Raw genomic sequence first — 25405 nt, 5'->3', positions numbered from 1 at the left:
CGGGCTCGCCGGCGGGTGTCATCCGCCGGCGGGTGTCATCACTCGCGGGTGAGGCCCAACGCCTCCGTGGTCTCGAGAGAGTCCGGGCCGGGGGTGACCTCCCCGCGCGGGACCCGCAGCAGCCCGACGAGGGCGACGACGGCTGCCGTGCCGCCGACGGTCGCGAAGATCTGGTAGGGCGAGTCGTTGAACCAGAGGAGGACCAGGACACTCTGGACCGCGGCTGCCGCCCAGACGGCGACGGTCATCACGTGGTCCCCCCGGCTCATGCCGGCGAAGAGCCAGACCTGGACGACGGCCCACAGGGTTCCGATGACGGCGGCCCAGACGAGCAACGGCTCGGCGTCCACGTAGGCGGCCCCTCCGGAGAGCGCGACGAGTGGGCCGGGAAGCAGCGCGCACCCCAGCGCCACGCCCGTGCCGATCGCCAGAACCGCCAGCGCCGAGCGGTGGAGCGTCAGCCGCACCTGGCCGCCGCCACCCGCGTCGGCGACGGCGGGAACGACGGCCAGCGCGACGAACTGGGTGCCCCAGAAGACGACCTTGCCGAAGAGTGCCGCCAGGGCGTACGAGCCGCTGTCATGGTCGGAGAGCACGGTCCGGGCCAGCACGACGTCGAGGCTCGACAGGGCCATCAGGCCGGCGAGCGCGACATTGCTGCGGACGAGGTCGCTGATCACCTCGAGGGCACGAGGAGCCCGGCCCCCGGGGGCGAGCTCTCGTCGAGAGAGCACGAGGGCGACCACCAGCGTCACCGCCGACGCGGCGAAGGTCGCGGCGAAGACCTCGGCCACCGAGAACTCCCACCCGACGGCGCACACGGCGGCGAGCACCCGGGTGCCGGCCGTGACGAGATAGATGACGGACAGCCGCCCGAAGGCCTCGCGCCCGAGGAGGACTCCTTGGATGGCGCCGGTGGCCGTCATCGGGGGAAGCATGAGTGCCATCCACACGACTGACCACGGGGTGTCCAGGCGCAGCAGATCACTCAGCAGGGGAGCGGTCACGATCGCCGCGACGGCCAGCACGATGCCGACCGTGGCCGATGTCCTCAGCCCGGTGACCTGACGGTCAGCCGCCCGGTGAGCGCGCGTCTGACGGCGGGCGATGACCACCTGGAAGGCGCCCGCGGGCATCGCGAGGAGCACTCCGTAGGTGTTGAGGGCGGAGAATCCGCCGAAGTCCGCCGGGCCGAGGCTCGAGGAGACCAGGGCGACGAAGACGTAGCCCATGACATTGGCCAGGCCCATCGCCAGACCGAGCCCCAGCCCCGCCATCGGCAGGGCGCGACGCATGTGCGCGGACATGGCGGTCCTCCGGCGGGGTTCGAGGCGATGGGATGGGTCGAGCCAGATGTTACGCCCCGGTAGCGCGGTCGGGGTCGTCGGTTAGGATCGATCGTCCGGCGTGCTGCAGGCGCGTCATCCTTCAAACCCGGACGAGAGGAGACGACAGCGTGCGCAGCCGGCTACGGCTTCCCCGTGTGGTCTCCGGGCGGCCGGTGACCCTGGTGCTCATCCTCGTCCTGGGCGCCATCGTCTTCGCCAACAGCTGGGGCGTCTTCCAGACCGACATCAAGCCGGAGGTCTACCTCGCGCCCGGGGAGATGCTCCCCAGGTACCTCGCCGCCTGGACCTCCTCGCCGTATCTCGGCTCGCCGAACTTCAACGTCGGGCTGGTGCCCGTGCTGCTCGTCACCGCGGCACTGCGGGCGGTCGGGCTGGACCCGGAGATGGCCTTCAAGGTCTACCACCTGATCCTCTGGGTCCTGGCCGCGTGGGGGACCAACCGTCTCCTGCGCACCCTCGTCCCGGCCGCCAGCGTGTGGGCAGGGTTGCTCGCCGGAGTCGCCTACATCGCCAACCCGTACGCGGTGGCCGGTGGGAGCACTCTGGCCATCGCCCTGCCGATGGCCCTGCTGCCGTGGTTGCTCGTGGCGATGACCAAGGCGCTGCGCGACCCCTCGAGCTGGGCCTGGCCCGCCGGGGTGGCACTCGTGTTCTTCGGCATGAGTGGCATGAATGTCGGTGTCGTGCCCGTCTACCAGCTGCTGCTGGTCATCCCGCTCGCCCTGTACGTGCGTTCTGACAGTGACCTCACGTGGCGGCAGGTCGCCCGGACCCTGGCCAAGTGCGCCCTCCTCGTCGTGCTCGTCTCGCTCTACTGGCTCGTCCCGGGAGCTGCCGCATCGGCCACCGGTAGCCAGATCGCGGAGGGCTCGGAGACGCTCGACGGCATCGCTCGCACGAGCTCCTTCGTCGAGGTCCTGCGCGGACTGGGGCTGTGGTCCTACTACGGGTCGTCGGACGCAGGTCCCTGGCTCCCGCAGTACGCCCTCTACTTCACCAGCTCCGTGATCATCCTCTTGACGATGGTCTGGCCGTCGGCGGCGCTCCTGTCCCTCAAGGTCGTCCCGGCCCGTCTGGCGCGGTTCTGCGCGATCGCCGCCGGCATGGTGGCCGTCGTGATGGTCGGTCTCTACCCGGGTGGGAACGGCAGCTCGCCCTTCGCCGTCGTGCTCCGGCTGGTCTTCGAGCACGTCGGACCGCTGATCGCCTTCCGGACGACCAACAAGATCGGCGCCGGTCTCGCGCTGGCCTTCGCCCTGCTCCTCGGGCTCGCCCTCGTGAGGGTCCTCCCTCGGCTCCTGCGCGGGCACGGCCGTGCACCGCTCGCGGCCGGTGCTGGCACGGCGGTCGTCCTCGCGCTCATCGCGCCCGCGGTGACTGGCAATCTCTACGTGTCGCCCCTGGACGTCCCGGACTACTGGCGTGAGGCCTCCGCCGCCATCGACCGAGGCAACCCGGACCAGCGGGTCCTGGTGCTGCCTGGCCAGACCCGTTCGAGCTATCGCTGGAGTCTGGACCGTCCCGATGACCTGCCCAACTCGCTCTTCACCAGGGACGCGGTCATCCCGGAGACCATCCCCAACACCTCGCAGAGCGGGGGCAACTTCTTGGCCGCTCTGGACAGCACGCTGCAGTCGGGGACGGCCGGGACACACGACATCTCTCCCTTCGCCCGCTACCTCGGGGCCGACCAGGTCCTCCTGCGTCACGACGTCGTGTGGGAGGACACCGGCGGGGCCCGACCGGCCAGCACCGCGCGTGCCCTCGCCGAGGACTCGGGTCTGCAGGGGCTGCGCAACTTCGGCGCCCCGGGTCAGAACATGTTCACGCGGGCCAACCCTCCGCTCTCGCAGGAGGAAGCGGTCCTGACACCGCTGCAGCTCTACGGGGTCCACAACTCGCAGGGCATGGTGCGCGCGACGAGCGCCAGCGACAGCCTGGTCGTCGCCGGTGACGCCTGGGCGATCCCTCCGCTGCAGCAGGAGGGGCTCCTCGACGGGTCGCCGGCGATCCGCTACGCCCACGGCATGACGAGCGACCAGCTGCGCACCCTGCTGTCCGATGACGGTCGGATGGTGGTCACCGACACCAACCAGCGACGCGCGGCCATCACCAACCGGCTGACCTCCAACCAGGGCGCCATCCTGCCGGCCGACGAGACGCCCAAGGTCACGCGCACGCTCGGCGACGACCCGCGGGACCAGAGCACGCTCGTGCCCGAGGGCATCCGGGTCAAGGCCACCTCGGCGGGTGGCGCCTTCTTCGACCTGCCGCACGGCGTCGCCGAGAACGCGATCGACGGCGACCCCACGACGTCCTGGCTCTTCGGGGACTTCCGACGAGCAAAGGGGCAGTCGCTCACCCTCACGCTGCCGAAGGAGCAGCGACTCGGCAAGGTCGAGGTGGACACGACCTCCTTGGGGGACGTGCGCATCGACAGCCTCGACGTGCAGGCGGGTGACGCCCACGAGAAGGTCAAGGTGCGCAAGGACGGCACCGCAGTGCTCAACCTCGGGGGGGTCACCACCGATGAGGTGAAGCTGACCGTGGGCGGCATCCGCGGCAAGGGCTTCAGCCTCGTGGGCGTCTCCGAGATCACCATCGGTGGGGTGTCCGCGACCGCGGCCCGGACCACGCGGGTGCCCGACACCCTCACCCGGCTCTACGGCGAGCTCAGCCCCGCGGAACGGCAGGACTTCGCCGACCGCCCCCTCGACGTCTTCTTCAGCAGGGTCAAGAACACCGACGCCACCAACGACGACACCGAGCAGGGACTGCGTCGGGACTTCACGATCCCCGATGACCGGACCTACCGCGTCGAGGCCCAGATCCGCTCGCTCGGCCCTCGTGAGGTCCTTGCGGACGAGCTGGCCGGGCTCGACACGACCTACCGGGCCCGCTCCAACCGCACCTACTTCGACTCCCTGACCCGCCGGGCCTCCAAGGCCGTCGACAGCTCGTCCTCCACAGGCTGGGTCCCCGGCGGCGACATCACCGACGGGTGGTGGGAGATCGTCGGGCCCGAGCGCACGCTGCCTCGGGTCACCATCACCCAGGCGCCCGGCCCCGGCGACGAGGGTGACACGGCCTGGGCCACCCGAGCCTCCGTGATCGTCGACGGCACCAAGGTCGCGTCCGGACGGATCGGCCAGGGCACCTCGAGCATCGACCTGCCGTCGGGCACGCGCGGCAAGAAGGTCCGGATCACGCTGGACGAGGTCGACGACTCGAAGGGGAGCCGACCGGCCCGCTTCACGACCATCGACACCGGAGCCACGATCACGAAGGGGGCTGGCGGGGACCGGTGCATCACCGTCGCCACCCTGGACGGCAAGCCGGTCATGATGCGACCCGAGGACCCCGAGGCAATCGCTGGGCCCGGGGATCCCGCCACGGCGTGGACGGGCTGCGGCAAGGAGTCCATCGTCTGGGGTGAGCACCAGCTGCGCCCGGTGGACGACGTGCAGCTCGACCGGGTCTCCCTGCACGACGTGGTGGGTACCACGGCTCCCGAGCGCGTGCCCTCACCGGTCGTCGAGGTGCGGCGGAGCAAGGTCTCGTCGTCGATGAAGGTCGAGGTCGGGGCTGCCAGCACGCCCTACTTCCTGTCGATCGGGCAGGGCCACGACCCTCGGTGGAAGGCCACCCTCGAGGACGGGACCGACCTGGGAGCGCCGGTCGTCGTCAACGGGTATGCGGCTGGTTGGTACGTCGACGACCTCAGCGCGCACACCGTCACCATCGGCTACGGCCCCCAGCGCTCCGCCAACGTGGCCCTTGCACTCTCCGTGCTCGGACTGCTCCTGTGCGGGCTCCTCTTCTTCGTCCCGGTCATCCGGCGTCGCGTCGCCGCGATCCGTGCGCAGCGCGAGAGCGAGTGGGGGGACCAGGCAGCAGACCCGGCAGAGCCGACAGCGCCTGTGGCCGACGACGGGGCGCTCGAGCCCGCCGGGGCGACGATCACGGCGGCCCCGGAGCAGGACGGCGAGGACGGCGAGGATCCGGTACGTCCGGTGCGCCGACCGGTGACCCACGCGTTGGGAGACCTCCTCATGGGTCTCGACGGACGGCATCGTCTGGCTCTCGAAGCCGGGATCGTCGTGGGTGCGGCGGTGCTGACCGGGGTCGGCGGGGGCCTCGCGGCACTGGCCGCGATGCTCCTCGTCCGGCGATTCGGTCCCCGGGCCGGGCTGTTGATCTCTGTCGGTGCCGGGCTCGTCCTGGTGTCCGCTCTGGCCTTCGTCCTCCAGAGTGCCATCGGCGGAACCCTGGGCACGGTCAGCGCCGACGCCGTCAAGGCGGCCCTGGTGCCCCACCACATCGCAGGCGCCGGGCTCGTGCTCGCCGTCCTCGGAACCTTCATGCGCCACGACCCACCTGAGGAGCAGGACACGTGACCGGACCAGACCAGGACGCCGAGCGGGCGACCGTCACCGTGGTGGTCCCCACCCGCAACAACATCCGCACGATCGAGGCCTGCCTGCGTTCGGTGGTCGAGCAGACCCACCGCGGGGTCGAGCTCGTCGTCGTCGACAACCACAGCACGGACGGCACGCCGCAGGTCGCCGAGCGCTTCGCCGACCGGGTGATCACTGCCGGGCCGGAGCGCTCCGTCCAGCGCAACACCGGCATCGAGGCCGCCGGATCGGAGTGGGTGCTCTGGCTGGACAGCGACATGATCCTCCCGCCCCGCACGATCGCCCTGGCGCTGGACACGGCCCGGGCAACGGGGGCCACGGGGATCGCGCTGCCCGAGCGGACCATCGGTGACGGGTTCTGGACCGCCTGCCGCGCTCTCGAGCGGGAGTGCTACCTGGACGACCCGTGGCTGCACAACCCCCGCCTGGTACGTCGCGACTACCTGCTCGGCGACGGTGCCTTCCATCCCGACATGTCAGGTCCCGAGGACGCGGACCTGCGGATGAAGATGCGCAGCTCCGGAGCCGGGATCGAGCTCGCGCCGATCATCATCGATCACGACGAGGGTCGCCTGACCGTGCGTGACGTCATGAGCAAGCGCTACTACTACGGACGCAGCATCCCTGCCTTCGCCGAGCAGCACGAGGGAGCGGTGGGCGCCCAGGGCAAGGCGGTGCTGAGGTCCTACCTGCGCAACCACCGCCGACTGCTCGGGGACCCGGCACACGCCATCGGCATGGTCGCGCTGCGGGCGATGGAGGCCGGCGGCTACGCGATGGGCGCGCGTCGCGGACGCAAGGACCGGACGACGCCATGAGTGACGACCTGCGTCGCCTGCTCTGGGTCTCTCTCCCGGACCAGCGCGCCCGACGCGAGCTGTACTGGATGTCGCGGATGCCGAGGACCCTCGTGCGGGCGATGTCCCAGCAGGAGCCCGTCGGGGAGATCGACTGGATCCCGAGCACGTACAACCGACCGATCAAGCGCTTCGTCGAGGCGGGAGCCCTGGCCTGGGTGCGTGGGCTCACCGACCAGGACCCGGGGGAGTACGACTGGGTGACCTCGCTCGAGCTGTGCTCCCTGGTGACGGGACAGGCCTCTCGCTGGCGACGGGCCGCTCGATCCGCCGGCGCGGGCCGTCCGCTCCAGGCCGTCATCACCTGGGAGAACCTGCCGAACCAGCCGCTCTACAAGGTGCCGCCCTACCGTCAGGCCCTGAACTCCTGCCGCGATGCGGATCTGCTCTTGTGCATGGTCGACGCCGCGCGCGACCACCTCCTGGCCAACGACTTCGACGACGAGCTCATCCGCGTGGTCAAGCCCGGCGTCGACACCGAGCTCTTCCACCCGGCCACCGAGCCGGTGACGGAGCCGATCGTCGTCTTCGCCTCGCCCCTGGCCGACAACAAGGGCATCGACCGGGTGCTCGAGGCGATGGCGATCGTCCGACGTGAGATCCCCGAGGCCCGGCTCAAGGTGGCCGGTCGTGGCCCGCTCGAGCACCTCGTGCAGGCAGCGGCGCAGGACCCGCACTCGGGCATCGAGCTCATGGGCTCTCTCGACACCGCAGGGGTCGCTGACCTGATGCGGTCCGCGGCCGTCTTCACCACGGCGCCGCGTCCGACGTGGAAGTGGACCGAGCAGCTCGGTCTGGCCTACCTCGAGGCGCTGGCCTGCGGGCTGCCGATCGTGACCACCCGCTGTGGCACCAACGACGAAGCCGTCCAGCCCCCGAACCGTCTGGTGGAGGACGACGCCGAAGCACTCGCGGACTCGCTCCTGCACTTCCTGCGGGACCCGCGTGTGCGGGCGGAGGTCGCCGTGGCCAACCGCGCCCATGCGCTCACCCACCACGACCTGCCCACCCAGTGCGCGGCCATAGGTTCCGCCTTCGCCGAGATCGAAGCCCTGCACCGGTCCTGACGTGTCGATGACGAAGGGGGAGCGGCACCTCACCGCCGTCGGCGCGGCCATCGGGGTGGTGCTCGGGCTGCTGGCCCTGGGGCCGGCGCTGGCCCCGGGCTACACCCTCCACTACGACCTCGTCTTCGTCCCTGACCTGTCCCTGTCGGCACGCACCCTCGGGATCGACGGCAGTGTCCCCAGGGCGGTTCCCAATGACCTCGTCGTCGCGCTCCTCGGCCTGGTGCTGCCCGGTTGGCTCGTGCAGAAGATCCTGCTTCTCGGTGCCTTCGTCGTGGGAGGAGCCGGTGCGGGACGTCTCGCGCGGACGGTGCCCGGTGCTGCGGCGGCCGCGGTCTTGTGGTCCTGGAACCCGTGGGTCGGCGAGCGTCTGGGCATCGGCCACTGGGGTTACCTGCTCGGCTTCGCGATGCTGCCCTGGGTCCTGTCGGCTGCCACCCGGGTGAGGCACCGGCGCGGCCGGGCGCTGCTGGTGGTCGCGCTCACGGCCGCGGCACTCGGCGGGTCCACCCCGGGTGTGCTGGCCACCGTGCTGGCCACCGTCACCGTCGTGTGCATCGGCGGACCTCTTCGCGCGGTGCTGCGCGACCTCGCGATCGTCATCGGGACCTCGTTGCTGGCCAACGCGGCGTGGTGGTGGCCCTTCCTCCGCTCGGCGCCCAAGGCGGCCGATGCCCAGGGGGCCGATGCCTTCGCGGCGGGCGCGGACACCCCCTTCGGTGTCGTGGGATCTCTCGTCCTCGGCGGCGGGCTGTGGAACGACCGCACCTGGTTCGTCGAACGGACGACCTGGCCGGTCGCTCTGGCTGCCCTTGTCGCGGTCCTCCTGGTGCTCGCACTCGCCGTGGGTCGACGCAGCTGGTGGAGCGAACCCAGGGAGCGGGCCGCGACGGCTGCCGGCGTGATCGGACTGCTCGTGGCCGCCCTGGCGGCGGTGCCCGGAGGCCCCGGCCTGCTCGAGGCGGTCGTGACACACGTCCCGGGCGGCGGGCTCCTGCGGGACGCTCAGAAGTTCACTGCACTGTGGGTCCTGCTGCTCGCGGTGGCCACCGCGGTCGTCGTGGACCGGCTGGTCGAGCGCAAGGCCCCCGTGGTGCCGATGCTCCTCGCCGTGGCGTGGCCGGTGGCCACCCTCCCTTCGCTCGCCTGGGGCCACGCCGGAGCGTGGGGAAGCGTCGACTACCCGCAGGACGTGCGCACGGTGACCCAGCAGCTCGCGGACTCGGGCGACCCTGTCGCCGTCTTCCCCTGGTCCACATATCGGCGCTACGCGTGGAATGACGACCGGGTGGTCCTCGACCCGTGGAACCGGCTCCTGCCGCAGCCCGTGGTCTCCGACGACCGACTCCCGCTGAGGGACGGCACGGTGGCGGGCGAGGACCCGGCGGCAGCACGGGTCACCCGTTCCCTGGACGAAGGGGGTGACACCGTCGCGGTGCTGCGCTCGCTCGGCGTCCGGTGGGTCGTCGTGCAGCGGGACCAACCCGCTCCGGCCGGCTCCGTGCCGGACCTGTCGGGCACCCCGACCACCACGGTGGGCGACCTCGAGGTGCACGACCTGGGCCCGAGCACCCAGAGCGCACCTCCACCGGACCGGCTGCGCGCACTGGGACTGCTGGGCACGGCCGGCGCCGTCCTGCTCAGCGCTGTGGTGCTCCTTCGTCACCGTCGTGAGTGAGACGAGGGCGACACCCCGGACGGGGTCGCGGCAAGTGACCGGCCGGTATACAGTGGGCACGATTCGTATCCGCACCATGGAGGACCACCAGTGAACAACGACGCCTCGAAGAAGATCGCCTACAACGTGGGCGGCACCGTCGTCGGCGCGCTCTTGGCCGCCCTCGCGATCTTCGGCATCGTCCAGGTGCAGAGCAGTGCCTCGATGCCGCAGACCAACGACCAGGTCATCAACTACAACAGCTGACCTGCCCCACACCCCACGCGAAGGGGGCGTCCGCTCAGCTGAGCGGACGCCCCCTTCGGCGTGGTGCGGTGTGGTGACCGGTCAGGAGGCCACGGCCGCCAGCTCGTCGACGGGCGACTCCTCGACCGTGCGGTGGGCGATGAGCGCGTCGAGGTCGATGACGTCGTCGCGGTAGCGATCGCTGAGGCCGAGGACGGAACGGATCACCGACTCCAGGCGGTGGCCGGCGCGGACCCAGTCGAAGGAGCTCGCGTACAGCCGGGCGGTGCGGCCGAGGTCGCGGCGCAGGGCGGCCTCGTCGACGAGGGTGATGACGTGCTCCTCGAACTCGCTGACGGAGTCGGCGAGCAGGCCGGTGCGTCCATGGACGATCGACTCGCTGGGGCCGCCGGCGAAGCTGTAGGCGACCGCGGGGGTGGCGTGCAGGCCGGCCTCGACGATGGTCAGCCCCCAGCCCTCCTTGTGCGAGGGCATGACGACGACCCACGCCCGAGCGAGCAGCTCGTGCTTGTGCGACTCCTCGACGAAGCCGTGCAGGTGCACGCGGTCGGAGACCCCGAGGGCGCGCGCGTGGTCGGCGATCGCTGCCTCCCAGTAGCCGCCACCGACGACGTGCAGCTCCAGATCAGGGTGGGTCTGAGCGCGGGAGGCCAGGATGTCGACGGCCTGCTCGACGTGCTTGTGGGGGACGAGCCGCCCCAGGAAGAGCATGGTCGGGGTCTCGGTGCGCTCCAGACGGGCATAACGATCGAGATCGGCGGGACGGTCATTGCCCGAGTAGACGAGGTCGACGCGCTGGGGGTCGACTCCCAGCTCCTCGAGCTCGGCGCGCGTGGACTTCGAGACGGTGACGTACCGGCTGCCGCGGTAGACCCGCGGTGCGACCTTGGACTCCAGGAGCCAGCCCAGGCGGGCGATCTTGGGGCCGAAGACGGCACCCCACTGGTCGCGGTGGACGTGGTGGACGATGTTGATGACCGGCACCCTGGCCACGAGGGGCGCCCAGAAGGGCACGCCGTTCTGCACGTCGAGGATGACGTCGTAGCTGCGGCCGTGCCGCAGGACGTGCCACATGCCGTGGAGGTAGACGCTGAACTTCGAGCCGCGGCGCACGACGGACACGTCTCCGTGCTGGGTGCGCGGGCTGGCGCCGGGGAAGGACGCGGTGAAGATCGTCACCTCGTGCCCGGCCTGCGTCAGGACCTCGGAGGTCCGCTCGGTGAAGGTCTCTGCCCCTCCGGCCTCGGGATTCTCCCGGTCGCGCCACGAGAGGTAGAGGACCCGAAGTCGTTCCTTCGGGGCTGCCGTGGTCGGCGTCATCGTCACTCCTTGTCGGCGTCACGGCTGTCGCGGCACCGACGGATAGGCTAACGCTGTGAGTTACCCAACGGTAGGTGAGAGTGGCCACGTCGGCTGTGAGGTGTGCGATGCCGTCGTGCGCGGGTACGCGATCCGCGGGGGGTGCGTGGTGGAGCAGTGCGAGCGCTGCGGGCACCTGCGGCGTGACCTGGAGCGGTGCCCCGCCGACCACCGTGACCTGGCCTATGGCGGCGAGCCGACCCTGGACCGCATCCGGCTCGACCTGACCTATCGGGAGCTGGTGCGTGATGGTGTGCCGTCGCGGGTCTTCGAGGTCGGCTACGGGTCCGGGTCGATGCTGCGGCGCTTCCTCGACGACGGTGCCGAGGTCGCCGGCGTCGATCCCGACCAGCTCGGTGTCGGTGTCGACGAGGTCGTGCGGGCCCGCGGCGACCTGCGGGTCGGGGGGATCGAGGACGCCTCGAGACTTCCGGGCGAGCAGGATCTCGTCTACGGCATCCACGTCCTCGAGCACGTCACCGACCCGCACATCGCGCTGCGCTCGTCCTGGGAGCTGCTGCGCCCCGGGGGCCGGGCCAGCTTCATCACGCCGGCCGGCGACAGCTCCGGGGTCGAGCGCTACGGGGCCGCCTGGTGGATGCTCGAGGACCCGACCCACATCCGATTCTTCTCGGCCGACTCGCTGGCCCGCGCCGCCGCGAAGGCCGGCTTCGTCGACATCCGGGTCCGCCGGCTGCTCCTCGACAGCCTGAGCGTCGATGCGGCCAGCCTCGCGAGGGCGGTGCGTCCCGGCCCGCGACCTCGCGGTGTCCTCGGTTCCCGGTCGGTCCTCGCGGCCGCGGTCGCCAGCGTTCCCCTCGTCGTCGGGCAGCGTCTGGTCTCGCCGCGCAGCCGCCCGACCATCCAGCTGATCGCGCGTCGTCCATGATGGAGGCGTGCCGATGACCTCCAGTGAGCCGATGCCTCGCGGCGTGCGCCGCTCGGTGCGCCTCTTCCGCTCCTTCCTGGTGGAGCAGAGCGACCCGCACCGCTTCTACTCCGAGCTGGCCGGGGACTCGATCGCCCTCCTGCGGGAGCACACCTCCCTCGAGGGGCGCACCGTCCTCGATGTGGGGGCGGGACCCAGCGAGTTCGCTCGGGCCTTCCGCGCCGCAGGCGCCCACTACGTCCCCGTCGACCACGACGCCAGCGTCGCGTCCGTCCGCGACGGGGGAGTGGTGGGCGATGCCCTCCGCCTACCGGTCGCCGACGGCAGCGTGGACATCGTCTTCTCCAGCAACATGTGGGAGCACGTCCCCGACCCGGAGGCCGTGGCCGACGAGCTCTTGCGGGTGACGCGACCCGGCGGGTTGGTCTTCCTGTCCTACACCAACTGGCTCTCGCCCTGGGGTGGTCACGAGACCTCACCGTGGCACTGGCTGGGCGGTCAGCGAGCGATCGCGCGCTACGAGCGCAAGCACGGTCACCCGCCCAAGAACCGGGTCGGAGAGACCTTGCACCGGGTGAGCGTGCGGCAGGGGCTGGACTGGGCGCACGGGGCGGATGCCGACGTGCTCGCCGCCCGCCCGCGCTATCTGCCGGACGTGGCGGCACACGTCCTGCGGCTGCCCGGCGTGCGTGAGGTCATCACCTGGAACCTGCTGCTCATCCTGCGTCGCCGATGACCGAAGGGAGCGACCCGAGCGTCGTCGACGTCGCCAGGGCGCGCCTGCAGCGGATCGTCGCGGTCCTGCTCGTCGCGGTGATCCCCTGGCTGGTGGCCCCGGGCATGCTCGAACCCGACACCAAGAGCGACCTCGTCATCTCCCCGGGCCGTTACCTGGGACGGGCCCTGTGGGCGTGGAACGACCACACCGGCATCGGAGAGCTGCAGAACCAGGCCTACGGGTACCTCTGGCCGATGGGCCCGGTCTTCCTGGCGGGAGATGCTGTCGGAGCCCCCGGCTGGGTGACCCAGCGGGTGTGGTGGACGCTCATCCTCGTCGTCTCCTTCGTGGGTGCGGAGCTGTTGGCTCGACGCGTGGGCGGACTGCCCACGATCCCGGCACTGGTCGTCGGCGCGGCCTTCGCGTTGTCGCCTCGGGTGCTCACCGTGCTGTCCGAGATCTCGGTGGAGGTGTGGCCCCAGGCGCTCGCCCCGTGGTTGGTCCTGCTCGCCGCGAAGGGGGTGGCCCCCGGTGCCCTGCCCGCGACCCGTCGGCGCATGGCGGTGGGGACCGGTCTGCTGACCGCGTGCCTCGGCGGTGTCAACGCCACCGTCTCGCTGGTGGCCCTGGTCCCTGCGGCCGCGTGGATCGTGCTGGCGCCGGGCGGGCGACGCCGCTGGCGCGCACTGCTCTGGTGGTGCGGGGGAGCAGCCCTCGGCTCCGCGTGGTGGCTCGGTCCGCTCGTGGTCCTCGGCCGCTACTCGTACCCCTTCCTCGACCACATCGAGCTCGCCTCGACGACGACCGCGGTCGCGTCCGTCACCAATGTGCTGCGGGGCGCCAACCACTGGATCGCCTACATCCTCACGGGGGGCGATCACCCGACCTGGCAGAGCGGCTGGCTGCTGGCCCAGTCGGTGACCGGGATCATCGCGACGACGACGGTGGCGGGCCTCGGGCTCGCCGGTCTCGTCCGTCGCCGCTCGGGTCACGACGACGCCGGGGGGGAGGCTGCGTCCGTGGCCGGTCGCCACCTCACCCGGTGGGCGCTCACGCTCGTCCTCGTCGGGGTCGTCGTCATGGCGGTGGGCCGCTCCGGGTCGGCTTCCGGCCCCCTGTCGACGACGGTCCAGGGCTGGCTCGACGGGTCCCTCGCTCCCTTCCGCAATGTCCACAAGGCGGATGTGCTGATCCGGCTGCCCGTGGCGATCGGCGTCGGACTGCTCGCGCACTGGGCCACCCGGGTCGAGCGTGGTGCCGGGGCACTCGTGCGTCAGGTGGTCGTCGTCGGGACGGTGCTGGCCCTCGTCGGCTCGCTGGCTCCGTTGTGGGCATCACGGGTGGGCGATGCCTGGGCCGCGGACGGGGTGCCGACCGCGTGGCAGGACATCGCCGCCGACATCGACTCGATGGCCGCGACCGACGGGGGGACCACGCTCGTCCTGCCGGGCGCGCGCAGTGCGGACTTCACGTGGGGTCGGCTCACCGACGAGCCCCTGACGGCGCTCGCCAGCTCGCCGGTGCTCGTCCGGGCGGCCGCGCCCTTGGGACACCCCGGCGCGACCCGCATCCTCGACCGGGTGGACGATCTCACCGCGACCGGACGCAGCCAGCCCACGCTCGCCCAGGGCCTGCGGCGGTTGGGCGTCTCACGGGTCGTCGTCCGAGGAGGCCTCGACCCGGATGTCGGTGCCGTGGACTCGCGGCAGGTGGCAGCGACCTTCTCCGCGAGTCCCGGGGTGAGCCTCGCCGGATCGGTGGGGGAGGGCACCGAGCGGATCAGCGTGTGGCGGCTGGACGAGCCGGCAACCCCGGCGTCCCTCGTGCCGAGCGCGAGCACGGTCTCCGTGGCGGGTGCGCCCGAGGCCTGGTTCGCGCTCGTCGCGGCGGGGCTGCTCGACCCCGACGCACTGACCACGGCGTCCGACGGCGCACACGCTGACGTCCGGTCCGACACCTTGCGGTGGCAGGCACTGAACTCCGGTCGCCCCCCGGCACGCGGCCACGGGCCGACACTGCCTGCTGACGACGTGCGACCAGGAGTCGTGGGGACCCGCGATCTGGCCCCGGGAGGCACCGCGGTGGGGCGGACGACGCGGTTCTACGAGGGGCTCGACGCGCTGCACGTCAGCTCCAGCGCTGCTGACCCCTTCGCCGCCGACTGGCGCGGGGCGGGCCACGGACCGGCCGCGATGGTCGACGGTGACTCACGCACTGCCTGGCTGAGTGGCGACGAGGCACCCACCCAGACCGTCACCGTGGACCTGCCGGACGGCAGCCGACCGGACGCGCTCCTGCTCCACGAGGCCTGGGGTGCGGACATCGCCAGGATCGCCGGGGTCGAGGTCGACGGGAGCGAGGGCCACCGCCTGCGGGGGACGACGACCTGGCGGGTGCCGCTCGACGGCCGGGAACGCCGGACACTGACCATCTCGTTGACGGCTGACGCAGGCCTCGCCGGCACCGCACAGCAACCCCTGGGGGTGCGTGAGCTCGAGCTGGAGGACGGACCACGGCTGTCGACGGGCCTGAGCGTCCCGGAGGGACCCGGACCGGTCCTCCTCACGAGGGACCCCCGAGGCGCGGCGGACCCCGAGCTGGGGGAGGACCCGCCAGACCTCGTGCGGCGCGTGGGGCCGCTGCCGCAGACCACGGTGTCCGCGACGGTCCGAGCCCGCGCGGACGAGTCCGGTCAGGCGGTGGTCGCCGCGCCGTGGAGTCTTGGCGGCAGCACCCTGCCCGACGACGCCCGGCCCGCCGACGGGCTGACGGCGTGGCCGATCGCCGCGATCGACAAGGATCCCGCGACCCGCTGGCGTCCGTCCGCACGCACCGCCGAACCCACCCTCGCGCTCGACTTCGGCGCCGAGAAGCAGGTCAGCACCCTCACGCTCGATCGTCCTGCCGGGTCGGTGACCGTGGCGACGGACTCCGGGCGCTACGTGCTCCCGACCGGGACGAGCCTGCGGATCCCCGAGCAACGCACGCGGACCCTCTCCCTGACCTTCACCCGGCCTGCGGGGCGGGCCTCGTGGTCAGCGCCCGAGGTGAGCCTCGACGGCCTCTCCGGGCCGACAGGTCCGCTCACCCTGCCCTGCAGCGAGGCTGGCGCGGTCGGTCGGGACGACGGGCGGATCGGGCTGTCCCTCACCGCCTCACGTCGCGCCCTCATCGCCGGTGAGCCGGTCCCGGCGACGGCATGCGGTGATCTCCCGGCGGGAGACGGTGAGGTCAGCGCGCGCGCCGTCCCCGGGTTGCTGCCGGAGACGGTCTCGCTCGTCCCGACCGGGTGGACCCGCACGCAGGTCGCGCCGGAGCGCACGGTGACCAGCCGCCGTGAGCACGTCGGCCGGTGGGTCTTCGACGTCGGCCCCGGCGGGCGGTCCGTGCTGGCCCTGAGCCAGGGAGCCAATGCCGGGTGGCGCGCCACGGACGATCAGGGGCGCCAGCTCGAGCCCGTGACCGTGGACGGGTGGCGGCAGGCCTTCGTCGTCCCGGAGGGCAGTACGTCCCGGGTCGTGGTCGACTTCGCGCCCAACGAGCAGCACCGACTCGCGCTGGCCGGTGGAGCAGCGCTCGTCGTGCTCCTGTGCCTGTGGGCGCTGCTCGAGATCGTGGTGCGGCGCCGCGCCGCAGCGCGTGGCCCTGACGCGACGGACGCAGTGGACGGCGAGAGCCGTGCTGAGGATGACCATGCCGATGACAGCGTGGACGGCAGTGCGGCGTCGGCCGAGGGGGCAGGGCCCGGCGCACCCGCCGTTCTGGTCGTGCTCACCCCAGCCCTTGCCGCCGCGGTCGTCGGCCTCCTGGTGGCCGGCCCGCTGGGGATGCTGGCCTCCGTCGTCGGGGCCCTGGTGCCGCTGCGCCGCCGCGCCCTGGCCGTCGCCCTGGTCCTGACCGGAGCCGGTGTCGCGCTCGCCGTGCTCGGAGTGGCCGAGCGTCAGTCAGCCGGCTCGCTCGTCTCGCAGCTGCTCGGGGCACTCACCCTCGGGGTGCTGGTTGCGGCTCTGGTGCGACCGAGGCGCGGTGTGCGCGGTCCAGGATCGGACGCTCGACCAGCGTCCACGACAGGTGCCCCAGGCCAACGCTGACGACCGTCACGAGGAGCAGTGTCGGGGCGAAGGGCGCCGCGAAGAGTCGTAGGTCCAGCATGGCGAAGACCACCTGCAGGACGAGGACGTGCCAGAGGAAGACGGCGTACGAGATGTTGCCGAGCCAGCGCAGCAGACCCGCCCAGGGTGAGGACGTGAGGGACTCGGTGAGGCCGCGCGAGGTCCCGGCGAGCAGCAGGCAGGCGGCGACGACCCCGTAGAGCAGCTCGGCGGCCAATGCCTCAGCAGGTGTCGGGGCCTCGATGCCTCGTGGACCGGCAACGGGGGTCGAGGCGATGATCCACACGACGAGGGCCAGCAGCAGGAGTGTCCCGGGGCTCGAGCGCAGGACCGACAGCATCGGTCGCGGGCTCACCTCGATGTCGGCCCGCTCGGCCTCGACCAGCACCGCCGTCGCCGTGCCGATCGCGAACCACGCCGCGTGCCCGGCAGCACTCGTGGCCAGCACGCCGGCCCACTGGGGGTCGGGCACGAGGACCGAGGCTGCCTGCACGCACAGTCCACCGACGGCGATCACGGCACACAGCACGAGCATCCGCCGCGCCCGGGCGGCGGGGGAGTCGGCGCGCACGAGGGGGGCGACGACGAGCGCGATGAGAGGCAGGAGGAGGTAGAAGGTGATCTCTGTGGTCAGGCTCCAGGTCTGGGTGAAGGACTGGAAGGTGCGACCGCTGAACCCCTGGCCGACCACGAGGTGCACGAGCACCGTGGGCAGGTCGAGCACGCTGCCCGCCGCGCCACCCAGGGCGGCGGCGACGGCGACGACCGCGACGAGCGTCACCAGGTACGCGGGGAGGATGCGCGCCGCGCGCCGCACGAGATATCGGCCCGTGGACCACAGCGCGTGCCCGCCCAGCCCACGACGGACGAAGGGGGTGGACAGCAGGAAGGCGGAGAGCGCGAAGAAGACCGCCACACCCAGCTCTCCCCGAACGGCCAGACCACCGAGCGTGCCGTGCGCCCCGGCCCCGGTCCAGAAGGCGACGTGCGAGAGCAGGACGAGCCATGCCGCGACGGCCCGGAGCAGGTCGAGTCCCAGGATGCGTCCCGGACGATGCCTCGCGGTGCTGATCTCGTCGCCTACCATTCGGTAATAATCGCTGATTTCCACTCTGGGGAGGACATCCATGACCGTGCGTCCCGTGCTGCGCGCCCGCGCACCCCTTCGGGTCAGTTTCGCCGGTGGGGGCACCGATGTCGCCCCCTTCCCCCAGCGCGAAGGGGGAGCCGTCCTCAGTGCGACGATCGGCAGCTATGCCTACGCGACCCTTCGGCCGCGCTCCGACGGGCACATCACGGTCGAGTCGCACGACTACGGGACCTCGATCGGGTACGAGGTGGGGACCCCCCTCGTGCTCGACGGGACCCTCGACCTGCCCAAGGCCGCGATCGCTCGGATCATGACCCTCGAGGGCGCCATCCGCTCCGACGGGTTCGACCTCTTCCTGCACACCAATGCGCCTCCCGGCTCCGGCCTGGGCAGCTCGAGCGCCGTCATGGTCGCGGTCATCGACCTCGTCGCCAGGCACTGCGGTCTGGACCTGGGGCCGCACGAGATCGCCGAGCTGGCCTACCGGCTCGAGCGTGAGGACCTGCAGATCCCCGGCGGGTACCAGGACCAGTACGCGGCCGCCTTCGGCGGGTTCAACTTCATGGAGTTCCGTCAGGACGGCCAGGTCGTCGTCAACCCGCTGCGGATCCGTCCCGACACCGTCCACGAGCTCGAGCACAACATGCTGCTGGCCTACACCGGCCGCACGCGGGTGAGCGACCACATCATCGAGGACCAGGTCACCCGGTACGAGACGGGCAACGAGGACGCCGTGGCGGGCCTGCGGGCCCAACGCGACCTCGCCGACGCCATGCGCGTGGCCCTCCTGCGCGGCAAGGTCGACGAGATCGGCCACCTCCTCGGCCAGGCCTGGCAGCAGAAGCAGAAGATGTCCTCGCGCATCACCACGCCCCTCATCGCCGAGGCCGTGGAGACGGCACTCGGCTGCGGGGCCTTCGGTGGCAAGGTCACGGGTGCCGGCGGTGGCGGGCACATGATCTTCATCTGCGAGTTCGAGAAGCGGCACGTCGTCGCCGACGAGCTCATCCGCCTGGGGCTGTCGGTCTCGGAGTTCACCTTCACCAAGCACGGCGTCACGACCTGGAAGGGGCAGCAATGACATCCACCGAGACCGGGACCGGCCTCGTGGCCCAGCAGCTCGGTGCCGGGATCGCCGCCTGGGTAGCGCTCGCGGAGCAGATCGGCGCGCCCGCGAAGCGTCAGGCCGTCGAGGCCGCGGGACAGGTCGTGCTCGATGCGCTGCGTGCGGGTGGGACCCTGCTCGTCGCGGGCAACGGCGGCTCGGCGGCCATCGCCAGCCATGTGGCCGCGGAGTTCCTCGGCAAGTGCATCCACGACCGCCACCCCCTTCCCGCCATCAGCCTTGCCGAGTCGCACTCGTCGCTCACCGCGATCGGCAACGACTACGGCTTCGACCAGGTCTTCCTGCGCGGCGTGCAGGCCTTCGGGCGACCGGGAGACGTCCTGCTGGCGATGTCGACCTCGGGCACGAGCCCCAATGTCGTCGCGGCGCTGGCCGAGGCTCGACGACGTGGCGTGGCGACCATCCTCATGACCGGCGCGAAGGGGGCCGGTCAGGGCGCTCTGGCCGATCACCTCCTCGTCGTGCCGTCCAGCGAGACCCCCCGGATCCAGGAGGTCCACATGTTGTGGGCGCATGCCTGGTGCGAGGCGGTCGACCTGGCCATGCAGGACCCGTCCTGATACCGAGCCCGTGGTGGTTCGGCCCGCCGGCGCTTCCCGCGCCCGTGGACGGTGCTCCCTTCGATCTCGCCCTCCTCGATCGCGACGGGACGCTCAATGTCCGCGTCCCGGACGGCTATGTCACCCGCCCTGACGATCTCGAGCTGCTCCCCGGGGCGGCCGAGGCGGTCGGTCGGCTCACGCGTGCCGGGTGTCGCACGGTGCTCGTCACCAACCAGCGGGCGATCGCGCGCGGCCTGATGAGCCGCGCCGACCTCGTGGCGGTGCACGCACGACTCGCCGGCCTTCTCGCGGGGGAGGGCGGCCGGCTGGACGCGATCGTGGTGTGCCCGCACGGTCGTGACGAGTGCGGCTGTCGCAAGCCCCTCGACGGCCTCTTCCGCGAGGCCCTGCGTCGGGCGCCGTGGGCGGACGCGCGTCGGTGCGTCATGGTGGGCGACATGCCGTCCGACCTGGCGCCCGCTGACCATCTCGGGATGCGGACCGAGCGGGTCGGGGTGGACCGTCCGGTCGACCTCGTCGTCTCCCGGCTCTTCGGGGCCGCGGGCCGGTGACACGGCGCTCGCGTTCATCCGACGTGGTGAAGGCCACGTCGCCTAGTCTGTCCTCGGACGGAGGCGGCGCTCACGAGGTGCTACTGTCCGGTAAGTTATTTAGGGCCAAGGAGGGTTCTCTCGTGCGCAAGTACCTGCTGCCGATGATCATCATGTGTGTCGGCGCGTTCATCCTCACCATGGGACTGCTCTTCAAGTTCTATGCATATCCGCGTCTGGCGGTCGTTCCGACCGACCAGAACACGACCCAGGTCGTGCAGGACTCGAATGCCAAGTTCTTCGACGCCGACAATGTCGAGCCCGGCCAGGGTGAGCTGACGACGACGGCGCGCATCATCGGTGACCCGGAGGCGTCCAAGCAGGCCTCGGAGGAGACCGGCAAGGACGTCGCGATCTGGAACAGCGGTCAGGTCAGCGACAACAACGGTGACAACATCCCGATGGACGGCAGCACCGAGGTGCTCGTCTTCGACCGGCACACCGGCGAAGCCATCAACTGCTGCGGCGAGTCGAAGAACGGCGAGGCCGTCGAGCGCTCTGGCCTGCTCGTGAAGTTCCCCTTCGACACCCAGCCGGTCGACACCTACACGTGGTGGGACAGCACGGTCGGCGACGCCTTCCCCGTCAAGTTCACCGGTGAGGAGGACCTGCAGGGGATGAACACCTACGTGTTCACCCAGGAGGTCCCGGAGACCAAGTACGCGACGCGTGAGCTTCCGGGCAACCTCTTCGGCGGGTCCGCCAGTTCCGGCGCTGTCGAGGCCGACCGCTACTACTCCAACAAGCGCACCTTCTGGGTCGACCCGGTCACCGGCGTCGTCCTCGACCGCGTCGAGGAGCAGAAGCAGGAGTTCCGGTACAACGGCAAGACGCTCAACGCGCTCGAGACGACCTCCCGGTTCACGCCGGACACGGTCGCCGGCAATGTCGAGGACTACAAGTCCAAGTCGGCGCAGCTGCACATGGTCCAGTCGACCCTGCCCCTGATCTTCACGATCCTCGGGATCGTGCTGCTCCTCGGCGGGCTGGTGCTCTCGCTCGTCATCGGGCGCCGCCGCACCCCCGAGACGGAGCGCAACGACGACCCGCGCGAGGACCCGGTCTTCGGGCGCTGAGACACCCGCACCACACAAGGGCCGGGCCGACGTCATCCATGACGCCGACCCGGCCCTTGGTGTCTCGGCTCCGGGGTCGGGGCCCGGCTCAGCTGGGCCGGGTGGCGACGAAGATCGCCGTCCCCGGGAGGTGCTGGCCCCGCAAGGGTGACCAGCCGCCCCACACCTCGGTGTTGTCCTGAGGCCATTCCGGCTCGTGCACGGCGCGCAGGATCAGCCCGGCGTCGAGGATCTCTGCGATCCGGTGTCCCATGGTGCGGTGGTGCTCCACATAGCTGGCCTCGTCCCACTCGGCCTCGACATAGGGCCGCTCGTCGAAGTAGGACATGGTGGCGGTCAGGCCCTCCGGACCCGGCACGTCGGGGAAGGCCCATCGGATCGGGTGGGTCGTCGAGAAGGCGAGCCGGCCCCCGGGTCGCAGCACCCGGGCCAGCTCCGCCATGAGCCCCGCGGAATCGGCGACGAAGGGGGTGGCCCCGTATGCGGAGAAGACGATGTCGAAGCTCGCGTCGGCGAAGGGCAGCCGCGTGGCGTCCGCCTGAGTGAGCAGTGGGGCCGTTCCCTCGGTGCGGGCATCGATCGTCCGGGCCGAGCGCAGCATCCCGGCGGACAGGTCGGTCGAGACGACCCGGGCGCCACGAGCGGCGCACCACCGCCCACCTTGAGCACCACCGCCGCCGAACTCGAGGACGGTGCGGCCCTCGAGGCTGCCCGGGTCCCCGAGCACGTGCAGGTCGGCCTCCGACCATCCCTCAGGGCCCCAGACGAGGTCGGCGTCACCGAGGAAGGGCCCGTGCTCGACGAGGTAGGCAGAGGCCTCCTGGTCCCACCAGCCACGGTTGGCCGTGACCGTCTCGGCCTGGCTGCTCGCCCGGCGGCTGACCGCTTCTGTGTACTCGACGTGCTGCTCGTCCATGGGGCGGACGCTAGTCGACGACCCTGCTTTGCTCCCTTCGCCCCGGACCCACTACGATGAGCAAGCGTATTTGTGTGCCCACCCGGGCACGCGGGTGCGATGCACCCGTCCCGCACAATCATCTGTCCACAATCGGAGTTCCTACTACATGACTGCCAGCACGGTCGACACGACCGCCGCCCCTCAGGTTGCCATCAACGACATCGGCTCTGAGGAAGATCTTCTCGCCGCCATCGACGCCACGATCAAGGACTTCAACGATGGCGACATCGTCGAGGGCCACATCGTCAAGGTCGACCGCGACGAGGTGCTTCTCGACATCGGCTACAAGACCGAGGGCGTCATTCCCTCGCGTGAGCTGTCCATCAAGCACGATGTCGACCCCTCGGAGATCGTCGCCGTCGGCGACCTCGTCGAGGCCCTCGTCCTCCAGAAGGAGGACAAGGAAGGCCGGCTCATCCTGTCCAAGAAGCGCGCGCAGTACGAGCGCGCCTGGGGCACCATCGAGAAGATCAAGGAAGAGGACGGCGTCGTCACCGGCACCGTCATCGAGGTCGTCAAGGGTGGACTCATCCTCGACATCGGCCTGCGTGGCTTCCTCCCCGCCTCCCTCGTGGAGATGCGTCGCGTCCGCGACCTCCAGCCGTACGTCGGCAAGGAGATCGAGGCCAAGATCATCGAGCTCGACAAGAACCGCAACAACGTGGTCCTGTCGCGTCGTGCCTGGCTCGAGCAGACCCAGTCCGAGGTCCGCACGACCTTCCTCAAGGAGCTCCAGAAGGGGCAGGTCCGCACGGGCGTCGTCTCCTCGATCGTCAACTTCGGTGCCTTCGTGGACCTGGGTGGCGTCGACGGTCTCGTCCACGTCTCCGAGCTGTCCTGGAAGCACATCGACCACCCGTCCGAGGTCGTCGAGGTCGGCGACGACGTCACGGTCGAGGTCCTGGACGTCGACATGGACCGCGAGCGCGTCTCCCTGTCGCTCAAGGCGACGCAGGAGGACCCGTGGCAGCACTTCGCCCGGACCCACGCGATCGGTCAGGTCGTCCCGGGCAAGGTCACCAAGCTGGTTCCCTTCGGTGCGTTCGTGCGCGTCGAGGACGGCATCGAGGGTCTGGTCCACATCTCCGAGCTGGCCGAGCGCCACGTGGAGCTGCCCGAGCAGGTCGTCAACGTCGGCCAGGAGATCTTCGTCAAGGTCATCGACATCGACCTCGAGCGTCGCCGCATCTCGCTGAGCCTCAAGCAGGCCAACGAGGACGGCTCCAACGTCACGGAGTTCGACCCCACGCTCTACGGCATGGCTGCCGAGTACGACGAGCAGGGCAACTACAAGTACCCCGAGGGCTTCGACTCCGAGACCAACGAGTGGCTCGAGGGCTACGACACGCAGCGTGAGGCCTGGGAGAAGCAGTACGCCGACGCCCACTCGCGCTGGGAGGCGCACCGCGCCCAGGTCGAGAAGGCTGCTGCGGACGACGCAGCCGCCGCCGAGGGTGGCAACGACACCGTCGCCGCCACCTCGTACAGCTCGGACAGCAGTGGCAGCAGCAGCAGCAGCAGCTCGTCCACCCCGAGCGCCGGTGCCCAGGCACCGACCAACGAGGGCACGCTGGCTTCCGACGAGGCGCTCGCCGCGCTCCGCGAGAAGCTCACGGGCAACTGACCCGAGCAGCACCTCTGACAAGGGGGCGTCGCACCGATCCGGTGCGGCGCCCCCTTCTCGTGACGCGGGCAGAGCACGTCTCCCCAAGACGGCGCCTTCGTCGTCGGTGGACGTGCATAGGATCGGGCCCATGCTGCGCATCGGACTCACAGGTGGAATCGGGTCGGGCAAGTCGACGGTCTCCCGCCGGCTGGCCGAGCTCGGGGCCGTCGTCGTCGACGCCGACCTCATCGCGCGGGAGGTGGTCGAGCCGGGGGAGCCTGCGCTGGACCAGATCCGGGAGCGGTTCGGCGACGGCGTCTTCACGACCGACGGCGCCCTGGACCGGCCCGCTCTGGGACGCGTGGTTTTCGGCGACCCGCAGGCGCTGACTGCCCTGGAGGGCATCACCCACCCGGCGATCTGGGGGCGGACGGCGCAGCGTCTCGCCGCGGCGCAGGAGGCCGGCACCGCGATCGCCGTGCACGACATGCCATTGCTCGTCGAGAAGGGCATGGCGGGGGAGTACCACCTCGTCCTCGTCGTCGACACCGACGAGGAGGAGCGGGTGCATCGCCTCGTGGAGCTGCGGGGGATGCCGCAGGACGAGGCCCGCTCACGCATCGCGGCGCAGGCCACGGACGAGGAGCGTCGCGCCGTCGCCGACGTGCTGCTCGACAACAACGGCAGCCCCGAGGACCTCGTCGTGGCCGTCGACCGGCTGCGGCAGGAGCGGCTGGCCCCCTTCGCCGACAACCTGGCGACGTCCACCGCGGTGCGGGCGCCGCACGAGGTGGTCCTGCACGAGGTTGATCCCGACTGGGCCGGTCAGGCCGCGCGAGAGATTGCCCGCCTGCGCCACCGACTCGGTGATCTTGCCGTCACGGTGGACCACATCGGCTCGACGGCGGTGCCGATGTACGCCAAGCCGATCATCGACCTGCAGATCGGGGTCACCGATCTCGCCGTGGCGGACTCCTCGGCCTTCCGCCAGGCCATGGTCGAAGGGGGGTGGCCCCGGATCGAGGGGATCGACCAGGACTCGTCGAAGGACGGAGCGCCCTGGCCCAAGCGCTACCACCTCGGCTGCGATCCCGCGGTGCTCCTTCACCTGCACGTGCGCGAGGTGGGTTCACCCGGCTGGCGGTGGGCGGTGCTCTTCCGCGACTGGTTGCGTTCCGAGGAGTCGGCGCGGGTGGACTACCGCGCCGAGAAGGAGCGACTCGCCGCCTCCGGCCTTCGGCGGGGTGAGTACGCAGAGGCCAAGGAGCCGTGGTTCGACGCAGCGCACGAGCGGATCGAGGCCTGGGCGCGCGAGACCGGGTGGTCCCCCGAGGGTCAGGGGGCCTGAGTGCCGTCCTACCGCGTCGCGGTCGACGTCCACGGGGTCTCGCCGGGCATCCCACCCGAGAGCCTGCTGCCCCGGGCCGAGGAGCTGCTCACCCTCGGGCACCGCGTCGAGGACCGGTCGGTCGAGATCGTGAGAGGGCAGCCGCAGATCCACCTGCGCTTCCTCGTGACCGGCGCCAACGACGCCGCCGAGGATGAGGAGGCCGAGGACGCCGTGCGTGGCCTGGTGATGGCGCTTGCGCCCATCGCGCGGCTGGGTCGATGGACCCTGCGCCGCGGTCCCGGCGGCCACTGGAGGGTCATTCGCAGCGGCGACTCCCGCGAGCGGCTGACGGAGTACCCGGTCGACTTCTGAG

19 protein-coding genes are annotated in these 25405 nt (G+C 71.1%); 15 read left to right on the top strand and 4 right to left on the bottom strand.

Features of this window, described 5'->3' with window-relative positions:
* Positions 1-38: 38 nt before the first annotated feature.
* Positions 39-1307 carry an oligosaccharide flippase family protein gene (locus tag ASG73_RS12805; protein WP_055995748.1) on the bottom strand — a complete coding sequence of 423 codons (1269 nt, stop codon included), beginning with the start codon at positions 1305-1307 and terminating at the stop codon, positions 39-41.
* A 149-nt stretch (positions 1308-1456) separates the two neighbouring features.
* Between ASG73_RS12805 and ASG73_RS12800 the strand changes: the two genes are divergently transcribed.
* From ASG73_RS12800 to ASG73_RS17940, 5 genes are all read left to right on the top strand, one after another.
* Positions 1457-5746 carry an alpha-(1->3)-arabinofuranosyltransferase domain-containing protein gene (locus tag ASG73_RS12800; RefSeq protein WP_162253987.1) on the top strand — a complete coding sequence of 1430 codons (4290 nt, stop codon included), beginning with the start codon at positions 1457-1459 and terminating at the stop codon, positions 5744-5746.
* The gene (locus ASG73_RS12795; RefSeq protein ID WP_055995742.1) at positions 5743-6585 is read left to right on the top strand and encodes a glycosyltransferase family 2 protein; all 843 of its coding nucleotides are present in this window, start codon (positions 5743-5745) and stop codon (positions 6583-6585) included. The genes ASG73_RS12800 and ASG73_RS12795 overlap by 4 nt, the downstream gene beginning before the upstream one ends.
* Positions 6582-7691, top strand: coding sequence for a glycosyltransferase family 4 protein (locus ASG73_RS12790; protein WP_055995739.1), 1110 nt, complete (start codon positions 6582-6584; stop codon positions 7689-7691). The genes ASG73_RS12795 and ASG73_RS12790 overlap by 4 nt, the downstream gene beginning before the upstream one ends.
* A 1-nt stretch (position 7692) precedes the next feature.
* The gene (locus ASG73_RS12785) at positions 7693-9369 is read left to right on the top strand and encodes a hypothetical protein (protein WP_055995736.1); all 1677 of its coding nucleotides are present in this window, start codon (positions 7693-7695) and stop codon (positions 9367-9369) included.
* Between the two features lie 90 nt (positions 9370-9459).
* Entirely contained in the window at positions 9460-9615 is a 156-nt protein-coding gene (locus tag ASG73_RS17940) for a DUF2613 family protein (protein ID WP_156466278.1), read from the top strand.
* A gap of 81 nt (positions 9616-9696) precedes the next feature.
* On the opposite strand, the gene ASG73_RS12780 is transcribed toward ASG73_RS17940, so the two are convergent.
* A complete protein-coding gene (locus ASG73_RS12780) occupies positions 9697-10935 on the bottom strand; it encodes a glycosyltransferase family 4 protein (RefSeq protein WP_055995733.1) in 1239 nt (412 codons plus the stop codon).
* 55 nt (positions 10936-10990) lie between these two features.
* Between ASG73_RS12780 and ASG73_RS12775 the strand changes: the two genes are divergently transcribed.
* Genes ASG73_RS12775 through ASG73_RS12765 form a run of 3 tightly spaced genes read left to right on the top strand, consistent with a single transcriptional unit; the run spans position 10991 to position 16672 of the window.
* Positions 10991-11863 carry a class I SAM-dependent methyltransferase gene (locus tag ASG73_RS12775; protein WP_235499448.1) on the top strand — a complete coding sequence of 291 codons (873 nt, stop codon included), beginning with the start codon at positions 10991-10993 and terminating at the stop codon, positions 11861-11863.
* Between the two features lie 13 nt (positions 11864-11876).
* Positions 11877-12599, top strand: coding sequence for a class I SAM-dependent methyltransferase (locus tag ASG73_RS12770; protein ID WP_055996099.1), 723 nt, complete (start codon positions 11877-11879; stop codon positions 12597-12599).
* Entirely contained in the window at positions 12596-16672 is a 4077-nt protein-coding gene (locus ASG73_RS12765) for an alpha-(1->3)-arabinofuranosyltransferase domain-containing protein (RefSeq protein WP_055995728.1), read from the top strand. The genes ASG73_RS12770 and ASG73_RS12765 overlap by 4 nt, the downstream gene beginning before the upstream one ends.
* Here the strand turns inward: ASG73_RS12765 and ASG73_RS17610 are convergent.
* Positions 16563-17780, bottom strand: a complete 1218-nt coding sequence (locus ASG73_RS17610; protein WP_162253986.1) for an acyltransferase family protein — start codon at positions 17778-17780, stop codon at positions 16563-16565. The genes ASG73_RS12765 and ASG73_RS17610 overlap by 110 nt on opposite strands.
* A 40-nt stretch (positions 17781-17820) precedes the next feature.
* Here ASG73_RS17610 and ASG73_RS12755 point away from each other — a divergent pair, with 40 nt between their 5' ends.
* From ASG73_RS12755 to ASG73_RS12740, 4 genes are all read left to right on the top strand, one after another.
* A complete protein-coding gene (locus ASG73_RS12755) occupies positions 17821-18864 on the top strand; it encodes a GHMP family kinase ATP-binding protein (protein ID WP_055995721.1) in 1044 nt (347 codons plus the stop codon).
* Positions 18861-19469: a D-sedoheptulose-7-phosphate isomerase gene (locus ASG73_RS12750; protein ID WP_055995718.1), complete on the top strand. Its 609-nt coding sequence runs from the start codon at positions 18861-18863 to the stop codon at positions 19467-19469. Before ASG73_RS12755 ends, ASG73_RS12750 begins: the two co-directional genes overlap by 4 nt.
* Before the next feature lie 44 nt (positions 19470-19513).
* The gene (locus tag ASG73_RS12745; protein ID WP_055995715.1) at positions 19514-20023 is read left to right on the top strand and encodes a D-glycero-alpha-D-manno-heptose-1,7-bisphosphate 7-phosphatase; all 510 of its coding nucleotides are present in this window, start codon (positions 19514-19516) and stop codon (positions 20021-20023) included.
* Positions 20024-20145: 122 nt separating this feature from the next.
* Complete coding sequence (locus ASG73_RS12740) at positions 20146-21138, top strand: DUF3068 domain-containing protein (RefSeq protein ID WP_055995712.1); 993 nt, start codon at positions 20146-20148, stop codon at positions 21136-21138.
* An 88-nt stretch (positions 21139-21226) separates the two neighbouring features.
* Here ASG73_RS12740 and ASG73_RS12735 read toward each other — a convergent pair whose 3' ends face one another.
* On the bottom strand, positions 21227-22054 hold the full coding sequence (locus ASG73_RS12735; RefSeq protein ID WP_055995709.1) for a class I SAM-dependent methyltransferase: 828 nt from the start codon (positions 22052-22054) through the stop codon (positions 21227-21229).
* Positions 22055-22202: 148 nt separating this feature from the next.
* On the opposite strand from ASG73_RS12735, the gene rpsA reads away from it, so the two are divergent.
* From rpsA to ASG73_RS12720, 3 genes are all read left to right on the top strand, one after another.
* Complete coding sequence (gene rpsA, locus ASG73_RS12730; RefSeq protein ID WP_055995706.1) at positions 22203-23720, top strand: 30S ribosomal protein S1; 1518 nt, start codon at positions 22203-22205, stop codon at positions 23718-23720.
* Between the two features lie 130 nt (positions 23721-23850).
* Positions 23851-25050, top strand: coding sequence for a dephospho-CoA kinase (gene coaE, locus ASG73_RS12725; protein ID WP_055995703.1), 1200 nt, complete (start codon positions 23851-23853; stop codon positions 25048-25050).
* Positions 25051-25404, top strand: a complete 354-nt coding sequence (locus ASG73_RS12720; RefSeq protein ID WP_055995700.1) for a hypothetical protein — start codon at positions 25051-25053, stop codon at positions 25402-25404.
* Position 25405 lies beyond the last annotated feature (1 nt).

It is taken from the genome of Janibacter sp. Soil728, assembly GCF_001428305.1.
Classification (GTDB): Bacteria; Actinomycetota; Actinomycetes; order Actinomycetales; family Dermatophilaceae; genus Janibacter.
This window is presented reverse-complemented; position numbering and strand designations above follow the sequence as displayed.